Source organism: Ignavibacteriota bacterium (assembly GCA_016218045.1).
Taxonomy (GTDB): domain Bacteria; phylum Bacteroidota; class Ignavibacteria; order SZUA-365; family SZUA-365; genus JACRFB01.
The window spans coordinates 1-17,896 of the sequence record JACRFB010000018.1; the positions used below are offsets into that span (position 1 = coordinate 1).

Here is a 17,896-nt window from a genome sequence, read left to right on the forward strand (position 1 = left end):
AAATAGGTTGATCGTCAAACGTGGGCTGTGTACGTTGCTGCATAGCAAGCCTCCGCGAGGTGTGGATGTTTTTGGGCAAACAGAAATCTAAACACCACGTGCGAGGCTTGCTATGTTAAACATCGGGTCTCTCCCGCTCTCCCGCTGTCCCGCTCTCCCGCTGTCCCGCTGTCCCGCTGTCCCGCTCTCCCTACCGCTGCCAGGCGTGCCACTTCTCGGTGATAAACGCAGCCATCTTCTGGCGGTAGATCTCGCGGTCGAAGGTTTCGGCGTGTGCGCGGATGGAGAGGGGATCGAAGTCGGTGCGGGAAAATCTGCGGACCGCCGCGGCGAGGGAGGCCGGCGTCTGTTCATCGAAAAAGAGTCCGCTGAGACGCTCGCGCACTGTTTCTGTGGCGCCGCCTTTGCGGAACGCGATGACGGGTTTGCCGCAGGCCATGGCCTCGACGGGCACGATGCCGAAGTCCTCTTCACCGGGGAAGATGAGGGCCGCGCATTGTGCCATCGCATGCTCGATGCCCGCGTCGTCGACCCAGCCGTCCAGGCGTATTGTCGGACCCGCAATCGCCTCGAGCGTGCGCCGCTCTGGTCCGTCACCAATGACACGCAGCGGGAGTGCCAGCTCGTTGAAGGCGCGTATGGCAAGGTCGACACGTTTGTAGGGCACAAGTGCCGACACCATCAGGAAGCCGCCGTCGGAATCGTGCGACACATGAAAACGCTGTGTGTCGACGGGCGGATAAATCACCGCCGCTTCGCGCCCGTAGAAACGCTGAATGCGTCCGCGTACGTATTCGGAATTTGCGATGAAGTGGTGCACGCGCGGACAGCTCCGCACGTCCCAGGCGCGCAGACGCGTCGCCGCGAGACGGGCCACGGCGCGTTTCACACGCCCCACCTGTTCGCGGCTGAAGTACTGATCGAACATGTCCCACACATACCGCATCGGCGTGTGCACGTACGAGATGTGCAGCGCTCCCGGATCCGTCCGCACACCCTTCGCCACCGCATGACTCGAGGAGATGACGAGGTCGTGTCCGCGCAGATCGAGCGACTCGATCGCGCGCGGAAACAGCGGCAGGTATTGCCGGTACATCGTCCGTGCCTTCGGCATCTTCTGCAGGAAGCTGCTGCGTATGTCGTGCGACGCGATGGTGTCGGAAACGGCGTCCTTGTAGCCCAGCAGCGTGTAGATGGGCGCATCCGGAAACAGCTCGCATAGCACCTCGAGGCATTTCTCCCCGCCGCGCATGCCCGTGAGCCAGTCGTGCACCAATGCGATATTCTTTGCGCCGTCCATTCAGTGCAACATGCCGAATACTCTGTATTGGATCAAGGTCGCCGCCGCCTCCGGTTTGTTTGTTCCTCACACTCCCGTGAGGATACAGGAGAAAGGAGACAGGAGACAGGTTTCGAATCAACCCATGTCTCCTGCCTCCTGTATGCTTCCTCCTCACACCCGCATGAGGATACAGGAGAAAGGAGACAGGAGACAGGCATCGAATCAATCCGTGTCTCCTGCCTCCTGTATGCTTCCTCCTCACACCCGCATTAGGATACAGGAGAAAGGAGACAGAAGACAGGTTTCGAATCAACCCGTGTCTCCTGCCTCCTGTATCCTGTCTCCTCACACGAACAGAAAAGACCGATCTACCTCCTCCTCACACTCCCGTGAGGATACAGGAGAAAGGAGACAGGAGACAGGTTTCGAATCAATTCGTGTCTCCTGCCTACTGTATCCTGTCTCCTCACACGAAAAGAAAAGACCGATCTACCTCCTCCTCACACCCCCGTGAGGATACAGGAGAAAGGAGACAGGAGACAGGTTTCGAATCAACCCATGTCTCCTGTCTCCTGTATCCTGTCTCCTCACACGAACAGAAAAGACCGATCTACCCATCTACCATCTACCAACTACCCACCTACTCCCACCCCCGCGATTTGTTTCCTCGTCCGCAAACCGATAACTTGTTGAACCTACGAAGCACCTTTTCTATCACGTAGTACCTACTCCCTCCTGATTTGTTTTGAACCTCTTCCTTCGATTCTTCTCTTCCGTACATGCCGCGCCCCGCAAGGCGCAGGGATATATCTTATAGTCCACCGTAAACATGGAGTGAATCATGCCGTCCATTCGTGGCACCATCGATATCGCCATAGAAAAATGCAAGGGATGTGAACTGTGCGTGGTCGCCTGTCCGCAGCAGTCGCTTGCCATGGCGAAGGATATCAACAAACAGGGGTATCACTACGCCGTGCTGGTCGAGGACACCTGCACAGGGTGCACCAACTGCGCGCTCGTGTGTCCCGACGCCGTCATCACGGTGTACCGCGAGGATAAAAAGACAAAGGCGAAGATCCCGGTCGCCGAAATCCGCAACGTGACGTCCGACATCAGCGTCAAGGTCGGCGAAACACCGGCCAACTGACCCCGCCTCCCACCGACACAACGAAGAACCTCAGGAGATATCTCAATGGGTGAGCTGCGACTCATGAAAGGCAACGAGGCCCTTGCCGAAGCCGCGATCCGCGCCGGCATGGACGCCTATTTCGGGTACCCGATCACTCCGCAGTCGGAAGTGCTCGAATACCTCACACGCGAAGCGTGGCTGCGCACAAAGGCCTCGATCCTGCAGGCCGAGAGCGAAGTCGCCTCGATTAACATGCTCTATGGCGCAGGCGGCGCGGGCGGCCGCGTCATGACCTCGTCCTCGAGCCCCGGCATCAGTCTGATGCAGGAGGGCATCTCGTACATCGCCGGCGCGGAAATCCCGTGTCTCATCGTGAACGTCAATCGCGGCGGTCCCGGTCTCGGCACCATTCAGCCCTCGCAGGGCGACTACTTCCAGTCCGTCAAGGGCGGCGGCCATGGCGATTACCGCCTCATCGTGCTTGCCCCCGCAACGGTGCAGGAGATGGCCGACTTTGTGCTCGAGGGATTTGAACTCGCGGAGAAGTACCGCAATCCGGTGCTCATTCTCACCGACGGCGCCCTCGGCCAGATGATGGAAAAGGTGGAATTGCGCGATCAGGTGGACCGTGCCGCGCGGAAGATCCCCGGCTGGGCGACCACCGGCAAGACGCCCGACCGCGCCGCGAATGTGCTCACATCGCTGTTTATTCAGCCCGAGGAAATGGAACAGGTGAACCTGCGCCTGCAGGAGAAATACAAGGTCATCGAGCAGAACGAGATCCGCTATCAGACGATACAGGTCGAGGATGCCGACATGGTGCTCGTGGCCTACGGCCTCTCGGCGCGCATCTCGCGCAAGGCGATGGAAATCTGCCGCGCACACGGCATGAAGGTGGGCGTCATCCGTCCCATCTCGCTGTGGCCCTATCCCTCGCAGGTCATCACCGATGCGGCGCAACACGCCAAGGCCTTTCTCGCCGTCGAACTCAACGCCGGCCAGATGGTGGAGGACGTGCGCCTCGCCGTCAACGGCCGCTGCCCGGTCGAACACTACGGCCGCATGGGCGGCATCATCCCCTCGCCCGAGGAGATCGTCACCGTCATCGAAAAATTGTACTCACAGGTTTCATAGGGGCGCCTGCCATGGATAATCCGAAGATCGACATCGATTTGGACCACGAAGAACTCGACGTGGTGTGCGAGCGTCCCGACACGCTGAAGGACGCGCGCATGCACTACTGCCCGGGCTGCGGCCACGGCGTCGCGCACCGCATCATCATGGAAGCGGTGGCGGAGCTGGGCATACAGGACAAGACGATCGGCGTCGCGCCGGTCGGCTGCTCGGTGTTTGCGTATCACTACATGAACATCGACATGCAGGAAGCGGCGCACGGCCGGGCCACCGCCGTTGCCACCGGCATCAAACACATCCTGCCCGATCACTACGTGTTTACGTATCAGGGCGACGGCGACCTCGCCGCCATCGGCACGGCCGAGACGATTCATACCGTGAACCGCGGCGAGAATCTGCTCATCGTGTTTATCAACAACGCCATCTACGGCATGACGGGCGGACAGATGGCGCCGACCACGCTGTTCGGACAGAAGACCTCGACCTCGCCCTACGGCCGCCAGCGCGAATTCAACGGCAATCCGCTCAAGATCACCGAACTGCTCGCGCAGTTGCCCGGCGCATTCTATGTGACACGTCAGGCGGTGAACAATCCCAACGCGGTGCGCAAGGCGAAGAAGGCCATCATCAACGGCTTCAAATATCAGGAACTCAAGCGCGGCACAAGCTTCGTGGAAATCGTCTCGAACTGTCCGACGAACTGGGGCCTGCCCCCCGTGAAGGCCAACGAATGGCTCGTCGAAAACATGCTTCCGTATTATCCGCTGGGTGACATCAAGGTGCCGTCGAAGGAGGATTTGCAACCATGACTGAAGAAGTAATTTTTGCGGGCTTCGGCGGACAGGGCGTCCTGTCCATGGGCCAGGTGCTTTCCTATGCCGGCATGATTGAAAACAGGGAAGTGTGCTGGATGCCGTCCTACGGACCCGAAATGCGCGGCGGCACGGCGAATTGTATCGTGCAGGTGTCCGACACCGACATCAGCAGTCCGATCATCGGCAAATTCGATACGGTGGTGGCGCTGAACCAGCCCTCGCTCGACAAGTTCGAACACGCCGTGAAACCGGGCGGGACGCTGATCTACGACAGCACCAACATCATCGAACCGCCCACACGCACCGACATCGATGTGGTGCCGGTGCCCGCGAGTGAAGAGGCGGTAAAGATGAAGAACACAAAGATCATGAACATGATCGTGCTCGGTGCCTTCCTCGAAAAACGCAAGACCGTCGATATCGAGACCGTGCTCAGCGCACTGCGCAAAGTCCTTCCCGAGCGGCACCATCATCTTATTCCGCTCAACGAACAGGCGCTGCATCGCGGCCAGGAACTCGCCCGCGAAACGGTAACTGCGTAACCTGCCATACACGATACTCTCGTTTCATCCGCGTCTGCGATGCAGCGCGGTGTAAGGACACAGGAAACAGGAGACAGGAAACACGGTGCGACACCGTTCCTGTCTCCTGTCTCTTTTCTCCTCACAATCGCGTGAGGATACAGGAGACAGGAGTCAGGAGACACACGCTCACACGATTGCATCCTGTCTCCTGTATCCTGTCTCCTCACACGGACAGAGTAGATCGATCTACCTAACTACCATCTACACATCCTTTGGAACGAATCTTGCACTTCCCGTAGATTAGTGTCTCTCACCGGAACCACGCCCGACACAAATCCGTTGTGAAAGAATCGACACAAAACGCGAAACAGCAGGAACTTGCGCCATTTTCCATAAGGAAAAATATCACGGCGGTTACGTCAGGAAAGAGACGAAAGGATTGTCTTCCAGGGTGTACACTCCCGTCACCCTCACGATACAGACCCTGCGCTTAGAAGCGAGATACCTTCCATGATCCATGCTGTTCCCGGTAGCACGCGGTTCGCTCTTCGTCCCGTCCGCTTACACTTTGTGCTCATGCGGCCCCTGATGGTGCTGCTTGTTCTTTCCTGTCTTCTTCCCGGCTACGCGGCGGGACAGGGACTGATTTTCGACTCAACAACGCACGATTTCGGGCGTGTGAAACAGCGCGAGAAGGTGCGCGCCACATTCAGGTACACCAACGCCGGCACCGACACGGTGTACCTGCTCGAACCGCGCGCGGGCTGCGGCTGTACGGCCGCACTGCTCAGCGCGCCCATGGTGACCCCCAAAGGCACGGGTTCGATGTCGGTGGATTTTACCGCCTACGCCGGCACCTTCGGACATGTAGAAAAACATGTGCAGATGTTCCGGCGGGTGCCGGGCGGAGAACAACAAATCGCGACACTCACAATCAAGGCCTTCATCGTGGGGGAAGTGATTCCCGATTCCACGCTGCTGCGTTTTGACGTCACGGAAGGTGATTCGGCCGTGATGCATACGGCGTTGCACAATTCCTCCGACCATCCGGTGACTCTCGACAACGTCTCGGCGGCGTTGATGGAGTATGTGGACACCACCGCGGGCACGGCCTATCATTCCGATCGTGTCATCGGCCGTGCTGTGCCTGATGTGGTGGTGGCCCTCGCGCGCACACAGCTCGAACCGGGGGAGAGCACGGAACTGAGTATCGGACTTCGAACACACGGCAAGGGACAGGTGACCGGCAGCGTGCGGATTGTGCTGCCGCAATCCGAAATCCGCGTACCCGTCGTGGGGATAGTCCGCCGCCTTGTCCGTGACCCGCGCAGGGAGTAGATTGTAGTGATGTTCACGACCCGCATCCCTGCATCAGACTGTTACGGAAGAACACATCATTCAAGGAGATACATTCAGATGACATCCATTCGACTTTTCGCCCTTGGCGCCCTTGCGCTGGCGATGACCCTTACCGCGGGCGCGCAGACGCCCGCTAGTGACAACTCCGCCTGTTTCCAGGTTGTCGGAACCTCCGATTATTATTTCGGAACCATCGACGCCGATCAGACGGTCGAGCACACCTTTGTTTTCAAGAACACCTGCGCCGAAGTGGTAGAGATCGATCAGGTGCGCCCGAGCTGCGGATGCACCGCGGCCGTGGTCTCGGAGAAGGTGATTCAGCCCGGCGGCGAAGCCAAGATCCAGGTGAAGTTCACACCCCCGAAAGGCACGCGTGGCAAGGCGAGCAAGACCGTGAGTCTCTATCTCAAGGGCAAGACCGAAGTGCACACCATGCTCCGCTTCTCGGCCGATGTGAAGAGTGAACTCGATATTCAGCCCTCGTATCTGCAGCTCTATGGCGGCGAAGTCGGCAAACCCATCACCGGCACCGTGAAGGTGAAGAATGTGTCCACCGATCCCGTGGAGCTTCTCGAAATGCCCTTCAGCGCCACGTCCTATGCCGATACGGGCAAGGTCCCGGGCGGCAGCAGTGTTGCCATTCCGCTGAACAACGCGGTTGTACGTCCGCAGACCGCCACGCTGAAGCCGGGTGAATCCGTCGATGTCGCCATCACCGTGACGCCGGAGTACAAAGGCAACCTGAACGGTTCGCTGCGCATCAAGACGAAGAAGAGCGAGGCGTATCTGCAGGTGTTCGGCATCATTCGCGGACCCGAAGGCGCCCAGATAGGGACAACCGGCGTTCAGACGGGTACACCCGCAGTGCAGGAGCACGTCATCCGGATAGTTGACGATCCCGCGAAAAAGCAGAAGTAATCCCTTCAGCGCAGGACCATTCCCATGAAGCGTGTCATTCCCGAATACAAAACCCTGGCCGAAGTCCTGCAGGACGCCATCGACAAGGAAAAGGATGCCGAGGTCTTTTATCGCGAAGCCGCGGCCATGGCGCAAGCCACCGACATCCGCGAATTCCTGACACAGATGGCCGACATGGAGCGTGACCATTTCGACATGCTCACGCGCCGCCTCGACGCGCTCCGCGCCGATCAGCAGGTGATGGACGGCATCCTTTCGAGCTACGGCGAGGAGGAGGAACCGGCGGCCTGACGCGCTCGTATCTGTGAGACACACAGCGGCGTCCTTCGGGGCGCCGTTTTTTTTAGGATGTAGGAGTTAGGATGTAGGATCTAGGAGCTGGGATGTTGGAATTAGTAGTCAAGAGATTGGAGGTGTGACAGTTGTCGGAACTCAGAACGCGGAACACAGAGTGGTGAACTCGTTCCCCGTTCCCCGTTCCCCGTTCCCCGTTCAGAGCGTCGAATTGCATTTTCCACGTGAAAGTGCTAGATTTAACGGCTCGATTCAATCCGGAGAGGTGGCAGAGCGGTTGAATGCGGCGGTCTCGAAAACCGTTATACCCGTAAGGGTATCGAGAGTTCGAATCTCTCCCTCTCCGCGACCTGATACGCCCAGGGTAGGTCTGATACGACCTGCCCTTTTTTTTGTGCCTCCCGAATCTCACGATCCGACCTCGCCGGGCTTGTTGGACTCAGATCTGGACACGTAATGAACACTACCTCGATCCAGGTGACGTACGGCAGAGAGCAGGTTTTCAAAGATGGATCTGATGTAGGCCATGCTGATGGGCCCCAAGCTACGGGATCTAGACCATGAACGCTTCAGCGTGCTGCAGCACGACAACCGAGGCTTCGTGATCGAAGAAGTACTTGTGTCCACGGGTACAGCAAACGCGAGTCTAGCGCATCCGAGGGAAGTTTTCAAGGACGCCGTAAGGATGAGCGCCTGTTCAGTCATTCTCCTCCATAATCACCCAAGTGGCGTTCGAGCACCATCGAAGGAGGACGGAGCCATTACAAAGCAGCTTCTGGAGGCTGGAAAGATACTGGACATCCCTGTTCGCGATCACATCATTATCTGCAGAAGTGGGTCTGGGTCCTTAGCTCGGAAAATATTTTACTTTGAAGTGACTGACGTGTCTTGATAAATTTAGAATCGGTTTGTTGGTTAGCTCTTGGAATATCATTGCCCTTGCCAAGGCCAGAATAGCTCCTCCAGGATGAATAATACAACGTAGAAGTGAATATAAGCACGTAACTCGCGTCATTCCACGATAAACGCATGGCATCTGTAACACGGGAAAACAGAGCACTATGAAAATTTCGCGATTTATCACGATGCTGCTAATTCTTGCACCATTGATGCAGGTACTCTCTCAAGGGAGCCTTCCATGCGGAAGGTACCAGAGGTCGTGTTCGCAAACTGCCCCGCCAATACAACTGGACATGAACCCGGAAACGAAAACGACGTATCTGGTTCTTGATTCTCTGTATAAAATTAACGACTACGAAGAAGAAGTCTATGAAATAATAAGGCGGCGTGTTAAAAATATGAGCATTGACTCGCTGGGTGTCATTATTAAGCACATTCATTACGCCACTCAGTACGATCCATTCTTATTTGCAGAATACGTAAATCATGGCAGGCATATCAGCGCGAATTATAAACAGTATATGCCTAGTATCATCGGTGTGACAAAGGCGGAAATCTCGAATAGAAGCGACATCAACAAATGTGCAGCTATGCTGGCGATCTCAGATGGAGTCTTTTTCATAGAAATAACTGGTTTTTCGATTGATAGCTCCGAGAGATTGGCTGGCTATGGGTCAACTGTTGGGCAGGATTATTACTGTTTTACCGGCAGAGTTATGCATATTTTTAAGGGAGCTCAATTTGCGAACTCAGCAATCGACCCTGAGACAGGAGCTCAGTATCAAGAGATTAGATTTAAAACGAGGCAAGACATAAAACTAATAAATAATCATACGCTTGAAGATGCTATTAATCGGGATATTATCGGTGAGTTTGATTCCTCTGGCGTTCGTATTTCGAGTAATCCATACTACATTTCAACGTATGGTGAAACTTACACCTTTTCAATCGGAATGAGAATAATATTATTCGCTTCAATATTAAACACGGACAAAACAGCGAATTATGTTTATTATCATTTACATCCCAATAACTATCTGCACGATGGCGGTGGGATACTTGTAGTTGATGAAGATGTTGTCAATGATAAATATCATTTGCTGAACTCTGTCCAATACATAAATATCGAGGATGCAATCGATATGATAGAACAGGCTAAAGTTGCAATTACTCAATATTGAGAAATAGGTGAATAATATACGGCGAACATTAATTGTACTAGATGTGATTAGACGTGACAGAAGGTGGGTTGGTCGGTCTGATCGAAGTCTTATACGATGTTGGTAATGTTACGAGGAGTTTCTCCTGTGCCGAGAGTCTGATAACGAACCGTACAGCGGACGACATTTTGATAAAATGTTAGAGTTCTTTGATAACCTAAGTTCCTATCGTTATTATTAACAATGCGGAGTCTAAAATGTATCTGGTTGGCGCACGCATGATGATTTTAGTTATTGCTGCAGCTATTGGTCTTTGTCCGTTGAATGGTTTATCCCAAGTGTTATTCTCCATCACGCCACTTCAGGACGAATTTGTTTACCCAAATCCTGTCTGGGTGAAACTCCGTGTCGTAAACACGTCAGATTCAACGATTTATTTGCACAATATATCAACTCTTAAGTTCCCTTTATTTGAGGTATATCATAATGGTATAATCCTGCCTAGTCGTCAGGTGCATATTAACGAACTTCCGAGGCATCTGCTTCCGGGTAGGGTTGATTCAGCATACATTTCTTTAGATACGTATGGTTCTGATATGCTATCTTATCGCTATAAAATACTGGATACGGGCAATTACATTATTCGTGCTGGTCTGACTTATGCCGTAGGAAACGGTAAGTCTACCCAAAATAATAAGACGCAGGCAGCATTTCGCATTGTAGAAGTGAATCGCCCCATGGCAGGAATCTTAATCGATTCTTTAAGAGCGATGGTAGGTGCTTTAGACATTGATGTCGTGCGTCGTCTTCTGCATTTATACGAAAACGAAGAGTATGGAATATTTCGAAGTCGAATTACCACGATTCTCGTTAATAAAATGAGATATTCCTCTAAAGATCCATCTCTACTAGAATCTACGGCACGAGTGATTGCACGGAACGGAATTGGGGACCCTACGTGCTTAGAGATAATTCGTAATGCAGTATGGACTCTTACAATAAATTTACCTGAAGAGGTTCGTCTAGGAGAAAGTCGCCGCCTTATTACCAGCATTGTTGATGAATCTCATGACACTCTAATTAAAACCATTATTACGAGTAAAAACGGGCGCTAGGGCCCAATTATTTACCGGTTACCTTCCACGTTATAACGATATCAATACGAAGCAAAGATGATAATAATCTAATGTTCGGACCCCCACCCCCACATTCCTCATGGGGCATTACACGGAATTCGGACCGCATCATCGTGTTTTGACTCTCGCCGCGGTCTTGCGTAGGTTTCGGAGGTGGAATCGCAGGTGCGGAGAAGAAATGCCGAGTCGGCAAAGGGTAGACGCAGCACGAGAAGAGATCCGATGACGGAACCGAGACATAGACGGAAATTTGTCTTCCTGGTCGTTTGTATTGCCGCGGGGCTGGCAACGGGCTGGTTCATGCTGGGGATAGACCCGGAGCGTGAGCATCCGGTACGCAATGTGTCGCTGAGAGACGACCGTCTTCAGGCCATGACCCGCGGCACTCCTGCGACCGGCTTTGAGGCCATCCGAAGCGACGGGGAGGAGTATTTTCGAGCACGCTCTGGTACGTGGTGTGTGGAGTTTCGTGCGCAGGCGATCGTGTTTTACTCCCTACAGCCCAGTACGGGAACAGCGGCGTCGTACGATCCGCCCACGAGAGATATCCTGCATCGCAACGAAGTGAAAGGGGGCGGGAGGCTTACCCGTACGCGCGCGAGCTATGAAGTGCGGTACCCTGGCGCAAACACATCCGTTAAACCACAGGGTGGGGGCTCTGTCTCGCGAAAAACCTCGTATTTTGTTGGCGCGAGGGAAGACGGTTGGAGGCGGAATGTCCCATCCTACGATACTCTTCTGTATCGGAATCTGTATGAAGGGATTGATCTGGTGTTCTATTACACAGGCGGCACGTTGAAGAGCGAGTATCGGATCCAGCCAGGAGCTGACTACAGCAAGATCCAGATTCAGTACTCCGGCCAGGATTCACTTCAAATACAGCAAAACGGGGATCTCGTTGTCACGGCTAGTGGTCGGGAATTCGTGGAAGAACGCCCGATTGCCTGGCAAATCATTGATTCCAGGAGGGTCGAGAGAAAGGTCGAATACGAACTTGCCTCACGAACAGAATGTCGTTTTAAGGTACATGATTACCTCGACGGCTCCCCATTGATAATTGATCCAGTGTTCAGTAGTCTGTTTGGTGGAGATCAAACTGATGGGATTGTCGACATAGATAGCATCGGACCCGGTGCTTATGCAATGGCTGCTATGACAGAGTCTACTAATCTATTCTCAAGCGATAGCTCATATAATAACATTTATTCCGGCAGTATTGATCTACATATCTCAACATTTAAGCTTGATACGTCATTTATCACGCTTTTTTCCACGTACTATGGCGGCAGCAAAGATGAACATGTAGCTTTTCTTAAAAGAAAAGGCGATCGATATTATGTTGTTGGATCAACAAATTCAAGCAATCTTCCGGTTACAAATGATGCGTATCAAAAGCAATATAGAGGAGGGTACGATATATTTATCGCGATTTTCAATTTGGAATGTACGGAACTGTTGTACAGCACATACCTGGGTGGCGCTGGTGACGATTTCTGCGAAGATGCCTGTCTGAATGACAACGGTAATATCTATATTACCGGATGGACCGACTCCTTCGGCTATCCGAGGACGCCAAATGCGTCACAAAGGCAGTATGGTGGCGGACTCGACGATGCATTCCTGACGGTCATGTCGCCGGATGGCAAGCGGCTCATATACAGCACATTTCTGGGTGCGTCTGACGCGGATGAGGCGCGGAGTGTGGCTGTGGACGAGCGCGGGCGAATCGCTGTATGCGGTGTAACGCTTTCAGCGGATTTTCTGACTACGGGAAATGCGATTCAGTCTGTCATGCGAGGGGTTGAATGTGGATTCATGACCGTGTACGATACTTCTGATTATCGACCGGTCTATTCCTCTTTCTTCGGTGGATGGCCGAACGGCATCATGAAAGAAGTTGCATCCACCGGTGATGGCGGATTTATTTTCGTCGGTGAAACAACATCAACGGATCTCCCTGTTACACCCGGTGTTTTCCAGCCAGTAAAGGCAGGCACGAGCGCAACAGATCCATGGGATATGTTCCTGCTTCGTGTGGATTCCAACTACCAGAAGGTATGGTGCTCGTATCTCGGTGGGAGCAGTCTTGAGCAGGTTGAAGGTATGGAATATAATTACAATACCATTATTCTTACGGCATATACCTATTCCGGGGATTATCCTGCTGAAGGAGCATTAAGAACACAGATAAGTGACGTCGACGCCACTCTCACAATTATTGCCGGTAATGGACAATATCTAATATTTAGTACTTTGTGGGGTGGTGATAAAGGCGACTATCCTAATGTATGTCGAATATTTGACCGAAAGGTGCATGTAGGCGGATTCACTATGTCAACTGACATGCCTTTGACACATAATGCGTTTCAATGGGTGCGATCTGGTGAAACAGATGGCTGGTTCACGATATTCGATTTGGATGAACTTATCGTTGGTGTGCAGCAGATATCATCCGATGCACCTTCCGAAGTTCATATTCTTGGAAATTATCCCAATCCGTTCGATGCAGGAGGCACATCGATACGCTATTTTCTGAAAACCGCACACGCTGTGCAGATAGATGTCTTTGATGCCCAGGGCCGGACGATTTTCTCACAAATCGTCCAGAACACACAGCAGGGAGCAAACACCTTCCATTATGACAGCCGGAAAGTGGAGAGCGGCGTGTACTACGTACGTATTTCAGCAGGAAACCATGTCGCGACCAGGAAAATGATACACCTGTGAGCTTTATGGTATATTCAGCAAGCTGCCTAAAGAATATGTATCATTACAGCAGTATTTCCGCTGTCACGCGCGCCCGATGAACTTCTCCTGAAGTTTTTTCATTTCCTTCAAATATTCAATTTCCAAGGCGAGACCTTTTAATTGTCTCTCCTTTTCCGAAATCATTTCTTTTGTGACAAGGGGAGTGCTGCCGAATATCGCAGGAAGTTTGGGAGAGGTGGTCTTGCGCACGGGTTTTGTTTTACCGGAAGAAATATTCTTTGAGGAAACGGTTGATCCGGCTTTGCGGCCCCGGCGTGTCTCTTCGAAGACAACGGCCCCGGCCTGTACCGCGTCGTGGAGTTTTTTCAACTTTTCGAACATCTCAACGGTAATTTTGCTGAGTTTCCGGTTTTTCAAATCGCCGATGGAAACCGGATTGATATTCGCCTTTTTCCCGATTTTCGCCGCATTTGCATGCGGTTGTTCCAGCAGCTCATCAAACATGGAATACGCTGCCGCGAGATTTGGGAGGGTAAGCGGACCATCAGGGACTGATTCTGCGCCGCCAAGTGCTTCCTGCTGCAATTTCGCAATTACCGACTGCGTGTTCTTTGCCATTTCGGGTTCCTCGAACAGTGTGAGCTGCACATTCATCAAACGAAATAAACACACGGAGGCGGAAAAAACAATTACGGTGGGCGTATTAGCGTAAAGGGGTAAAGGGGTAAAGGGGAAAGGGGAAAGGGGTAAAGGGGTAAAAGGGTAAAAGGGTAAAAGGGTGAAGGGGTAAAGGGGGGTAAAGAGGTGAAGGGGTAAAGTAAAAGGCGCCTCCGTCTACCGACGTTCCACTTTGCTACCTTGCTACCTGGTACGTGGCTACCTGGTACGTGGCTACCTGGTACGTGTTTACTTGTGACGTGTTTACTTGTCACGTGGCTACGAAACACACTCGCAAACAATCCCGCGGTCCAGCGCCAGCACCACTGTCCTAAGCAAATCCCACACCGTTCCGGGAGAGGGTGACTGAATGGTTATATTCGGTGTTGCGTCGACCTAGATCGTGGAAGTCCACAGGGAAGTGGAAAGTAGAAAAGTGGCAAAGAAATGCGGGCAAGTGAGACGACATGGTGTCTCGCTGAGCCCCGGAGGGGCGGCATTCCCCAAGCCACGTCGTGAGGTGTGGGATTCGCGCGCAACAACGGAATCACCCGAGCCCCGGAGGGGCGGCATTCAGAAGTTGGGTCCTGGAATATCGGTCCTTCGGGGCGCATGTATCCTCACCGATGCACGATCAGAAGGCCTGATTGCGAGATGTTGCTCGTGCTCAAACGGTAGAGGTAGAATCCTGAAGAGGTACCCGCGCGCAGGGAAGCGGCATCGAATTGCAAGCATCGTGATCTTCGGATCGGCGATTGGGTATCTGCTCTCCCGGAAGAAGACGGATGAATAACGGCAGGACAGCGCTCTGCTAATTATTTAATTCCCGTTTTTGGTTGCCCCGAAATTCGTGACTTTTCCGAGGATGCTGCTTCGTTCAATCGGGCCCAAAATCCTGGAGTCGATCGCTTCTTCTGTGTTGTCACCGAGAAGATAATAGGCAGTAGCGCTCAGTTTGATCTCTTTGCCGCCCGTTGCACCAGGGGAGTATTTTAGCCCTGTGGGGAGTACGAGCGCCTTTCCGTTTATCATCACGCCGTGCCCGGAGATCGCCATGGATTCTCCGGGGAGTCCGATGATGCGGCAGACCCAAACACCGAGATCGCTGTCAGGCGGCTGGAAGGCGACAATATCGAAACGACGCGGCTCATTGGATTGATAGGCAGAAAACAGAATGTTGAACCGGCTTCCATTCGGGATTGTCGGTTCCATTGACGAGGACTGCAGTGTGTAGTCGCGGTCAGCGCAGGCATTAAATGCCGAGGTGAGAATCAATAAATACAGTGCGATTTTCAAGACTGTCCTCCACCACTTGTATTCGATCACCTCGAAAATACGTGATTCCAGCATGTGTTCAATATTTGCGGCACACGAGCGATTCGATGGGGATGTTGTTTCGCACATCCGGAACAGAGTACCTTTGCGCAACGAACCGGTCGCCATGAGTCACCCTTCCTGGTCCCGCCGAAATTTTCTCTGCACAGCAGGTATCGCGGCGCTCGCGGCTGCCGCACCGCGGGTATTGCCTGCCTCGCGTATGTTCACACCGCATCCCGCGGCGTATAAGTACCCCAATCCGGGGAGGATTGTGATCGTGCATCATCCGAACGCCGTGATCGGCGCGAACAATGCCGATTACAGCGTTGTGCAACAGATGTTCGATCAGGCCGTGATGCAGTTCACCGGCATCACCTCTTCGCCTGCCGCCGCTCTCGCGTCCCTCTTCCCGGGTTTGACTACGTCGAAGAAAATCGCGATCAAACCGAACATCTACAATGCGAGCGTTCCTGCGCGCAAGGAACTCGCGAAAGCCCTAGTTACGCGGCTCGTACAGATGCTCGGAGGATTTCCCGCCGCGAATATCAGCTTCTACGAACGGCACAGCTTCGCCGCACCGGGGTACACGGCGGCATACTTTGGGCAGGCGGTGAATTGTGTCACGGACACGGCCTTTCCCGATCTGGGGTATACGATTCACTGCGACGGACAGGACAGGCCGTACAGCAGGACGCTGCATGATGCGGACTATCTGATCAATATGCCCGTGCTCAAATCGTGCGCCTGCGGCGTGAATTTTCCCGTGACGCTCGCCTTCAAGAATCACATGGGGACAGTCAATCCTGCTGGTCCGCTCGGCATACACGTGAACAAAACCGCCGTGCTCGATATCATGGCAGATCCGGTTCTGACAACAAAACAATGTCTCGTACTCACGGACTGTCTCTTTGCGATGTACAGCGGCGGACCGAGCGGTCTCCCGCAGGCAACGCCGCAGAAGATCATGCTATCGCAGGATCCCGTGACGAGTGATTATCAGGGACTGCAATTGATCAACACACTGCGGGTGGCGAACGGCTATGCTCCGGTTTCCGTGCCATACATCGCGGAAGCCGCCGCCGCACCGTATGAGATCGGGATCGCCGATCCCGGCTTGATGAACGTCATCACCGTGAATCTGCCGGTCGAGCTGTTGTCGTTCACTGCCTGCGTGCGCGACGGCTTTGTGCTTCTGGAATGGACCACGGCGCATGAGACGAATAATCTCGGCTTCGAGATACAGCGGCGCGCGGCGGACAGTGAGGACTGGCACAGCATCGGCGTCGTGGACGGACGTGGCACGACCAGCACCACGACGACCTACCATTTTACGGACGGGCCGCTGCCCGAGGTCCGCGAGGTGCTGCAGTATCGACTGAAGCAGATCGACTTCGATGGAACACACAGTTACTCCCACGTCGTGACTGTGCACAGGGAGCAGTCCGTTGCGTATCGTCTCGAACAGAATCACCCCAATCCTTTCGGCACCGACACGGAAATCGTCGTCCACTGCAACGAGATGATGCATCTGCGCGTCGAAGTCTCTGACGCGTCTGGAAGGATCGTCGCGATACTCCGCGATGTCATCACCGACGCGGGTGATACACGCCTGCGCTGGGACGCCTCACGTTTCGCTTGCGGAATCTACACCTGCCGTGCGACTGCCGGCGCCGCGGCGCAGGAGATTCGCATGACAGTGCTGCGATAGAGGATGAGAGCCGCTGTTGGAGTGTCGGACCGGTTTCGACGACACATCGTCCGGCAGTAGGATTTGGATACATATGCAGCGAGTGTACGCGCGGGGAAATATCTCTCACATAGGTGGTGAGAAACAGGTCATGCGACGGCCATGAGGGAATCCGCAGTAATAGATCCATCACAAGATTCAGCGCGTATATATACAGTTGGCCGTAGTTCTTCGGTGCGATTTGAATACGACCGCTATCTTGATCTGCGGAGCTTCATGCCGTCTGATGAGCGACACTGTCCCTTGAATGGCGCCCGCATTCCAGTTATCGCTCACGAGCACACTAGCATGCGGCCCACCCGCAGGCCGTTCATGCGGATCGGCAGCACTGTGTCATTCCGCACATAATCCTCGTAGCCGCGGCCGATTATCATTCCCTGGCGTTTGCATCGAGTCATGGAAACGCACATGCGCTCGCAGCCAGGCTGTGGTGTCTACGCGGCACGGGAGCGGTGTTTCTGACACAGAGCCGTCAAGAAAACCGACGCTATTATTCCGCGTGGGTCTTCTCTCTCTTCTGCAGCTCCCGCAGCGAATCCTCATACTTCGACTTCAAGTGATAATACTTGACGATCGCGATAACGATGATTGCGGTGAAGACAAGGAGTACCGCGGAGGTGGGTAGAAGTACTTCGAGCAAATTCATGGCATTCTCCGACATTCTGCCATTACGAGTTTGTCACACATGCGTACGGGAGCTCCGCACCCCGGCAACTTACCCGGGCTCAATAGCTGAAGCAATCGGGATCGAATGCCTTGGATGTAGAATTTGCATCACACGATTCCGTCAGCGTTCTGCGCACCACACGCCGATC

General features: G+C 53.7%; 16 protein-coding genes and 1 tRNA gene. 13 read left to right on the plus strand and 4 right to left on the minus strand.

The features are described 5' to 3' along the window. Positions 1–190: 190 nt before the first annotated feature. Entirely contained in the window at positions 191–1,300 is a 1,110-nt protein-coding gene (locus HY962_06040; protein ID MBI5646474.1) for a glycosyltransferase, read from the minus strand. A gap of 823 nt (positions 1,301–2,123) precedes the next feature. On the opposite strand from HY962_06040, the gene HY962_06045 reads away from it, so the two are divergent. From HY962_06045 to HY962_06100, 12 genes are all read left to right on the plus strand, one after another. Continuing rightward, positions 2,124–2,429 (plus strand): 4Fe-4S dicluster domain-containing protein, encoded by a 306-nt coding sequence (locus tag HY962_06045; protein ID MBI5646475.1) that lies wholly within the window; start codon positions 2,124–2,126, stop codon positions 2,427–2,429. Between the two features lie 45 nt (positions 2,430–2,474). Then, entirely contained in the window at positions 2,475–3,545 is a 1,071-nt protein-coding gene (locus tag HY962_06050; protein ID MBI5646476.1) for a 3-methyl-2-oxobutanoate dehydrogenase subunit VorB, read from the plus strand. A gap of 11 nt (positions 3,546–3,556) precedes the next feature. After that, positions 3,557–4,354: a 2-oxoglutarate oxidoreductase gene (locus tag HY962_06055; protein ID MBI5646477.1), complete on the plus strand. Its 798-nt coding sequence runs from the start codon at positions 3,557–3,559 to the stop codon at positions 4,352–4,354. After that, positions 4,351–4,902: a 2-oxoacid:acceptor oxidoreductase family protein gene (locus HY962_06060; GenBank protein MBI5646478.1), complete on the plus strand. Its 552-nt coding sequence runs from the start codon at positions 4,351–4,353 to the stop codon at positions 4,900–4,902. The genes HY962_06055 and HY962_06060 overlap by 4 nt, the downstream gene beginning before the upstream one ends. A gap of 492 nt (positions 4,903–5,394) precedes the next feature. Further along, complete coding sequence (locus tag HY962_06065) at positions 5,395–6,222, plus strand: DUF1573 domain-containing protein (GenBank protein ID MBI5646479.1); 828 nt, start codon at positions 5,395–5,397, stop codon at positions 6,220–6,222. A 78-nt stretch (positions 6,223–6,300) separates the two neighbouring features. Further along, on the plus strand, positions 6,301–7,161 hold the full coding sequence (locus HY962_06070) for a DUF1573 domain-containing protein (protein MBI5646480.1): 861 nt from the start codon (positions 6,301–6,303) through the stop codon (positions 7,159–7,161). A 24-nt stretch (positions 7,162–7,185) separates the two neighbouring features. Further along, positions 7,186–7,452 (plus strand): hypothetical protein, encoded by a 267-nt coding sequence (locus tag HY962_06075; GenBank protein MBI5646481.1) that lies wholly within the window; start codon positions 7,186–7,188, stop codon positions 7,450–7,452. Positions 7,453–7,714: 262 nt separating this feature from the next. Beyond that, positions 7,715–7,801 (plus strand) — tRNA-Ser (locus tag HY962_06080). 180 nt (positions 7,802–7,981) lie between these two features. Continuing rightward, positions 7,982–8,347: a JAB domain-containing protein gene (locus tag HY962_06085; GenBank protein ID MBI5646482.1), complete on the plus strand. Its 366-nt coding sequence runs from the start codon at positions 7,982–7,984 to the stop codon at positions 8,345–8,347. A gap of 301 nt (positions 8,348–8,648) precedes the next feature. Beyond that, entirely contained in the window at positions 8,649–9,536 is an 888-nt protein-coding gene (locus tag HY962_06090) for a hypothetical protein (protein ID MBI5646483.1), read from the plus strand. Between the two features lie 236 nt (positions 9,537–9,772). Then, complete coding sequence (locus tag HY962_06095) at positions 9,773–10,630, plus strand: hypothetical protein (GenBank protein ID MBI5646484.1); 858 nt, start codon at positions 9,773–9,775, stop codon at positions 10,628–10,630. 243 nt (positions 10,631–10,873) lie between these two features. Further along, complete coding sequence (locus tag HY962_06100; protein ID MBI5646485.1) at positions 10,874–13,378, plus strand: T9SS type A sorting domain-containing protein; 2,505 nt, start codon at positions 10,874–10,876, stop codon at positions 13,376–13,378. Positions 13,379–13,441: 63 nt separating this feature from the next. Here HY962_06100 and HY962_06105 read toward each other — a convergent pair whose 3' ends face one another. Further along, complete coding sequence (locus HY962_06105; protein ID MBI5646486.1) at positions 13,442–13,978, minus strand: hypothetical protein; 537 nt, start codon at positions 13,976–13,978, stop codon at positions 13,442–13,444. 858 nt (positions 13,979–14,836) lie between these two features. Continuing rightward, positions 14,837–15,460, minus strand: a complete 624-nt coding sequence (lepB, locus tag HY962_06110; GenBank protein MBI5646487.1) for a signal peptidase I — start codon at positions 15,458–15,460, stop codon at positions 14,837–14,839. Here lepB and HY962_06115 point away from each other — a divergent pair. Next, complete coding sequence (locus HY962_06115; protein MBI5646488.1) at positions 15,459–17,042, plus strand: DUF362 domain-containing protein; 1,584 nt, start codon at positions 15,459–15,461, stop codon at positions 17,040–17,042. The two genes, lepB and HY962_06115, sit on opposite strands and share 2 nt — an antisense overlap. A 529-nt stretch (positions 17,043–17,571) precedes the next feature. Here HY962_06115 and HY962_06120 read toward each other — a convergent pair. Next, on the minus strand, positions 17,572–17,727 hold the full coding sequence (locus HY962_06120; GenBank protein MBI5646489.1) for a hypothetical protein: 156 nt from the start codon (positions 17,725–17,727) through the stop codon (positions 17,572–17,574). Positions 17,728–17,896: the final 169 nt, after the last annotated feature.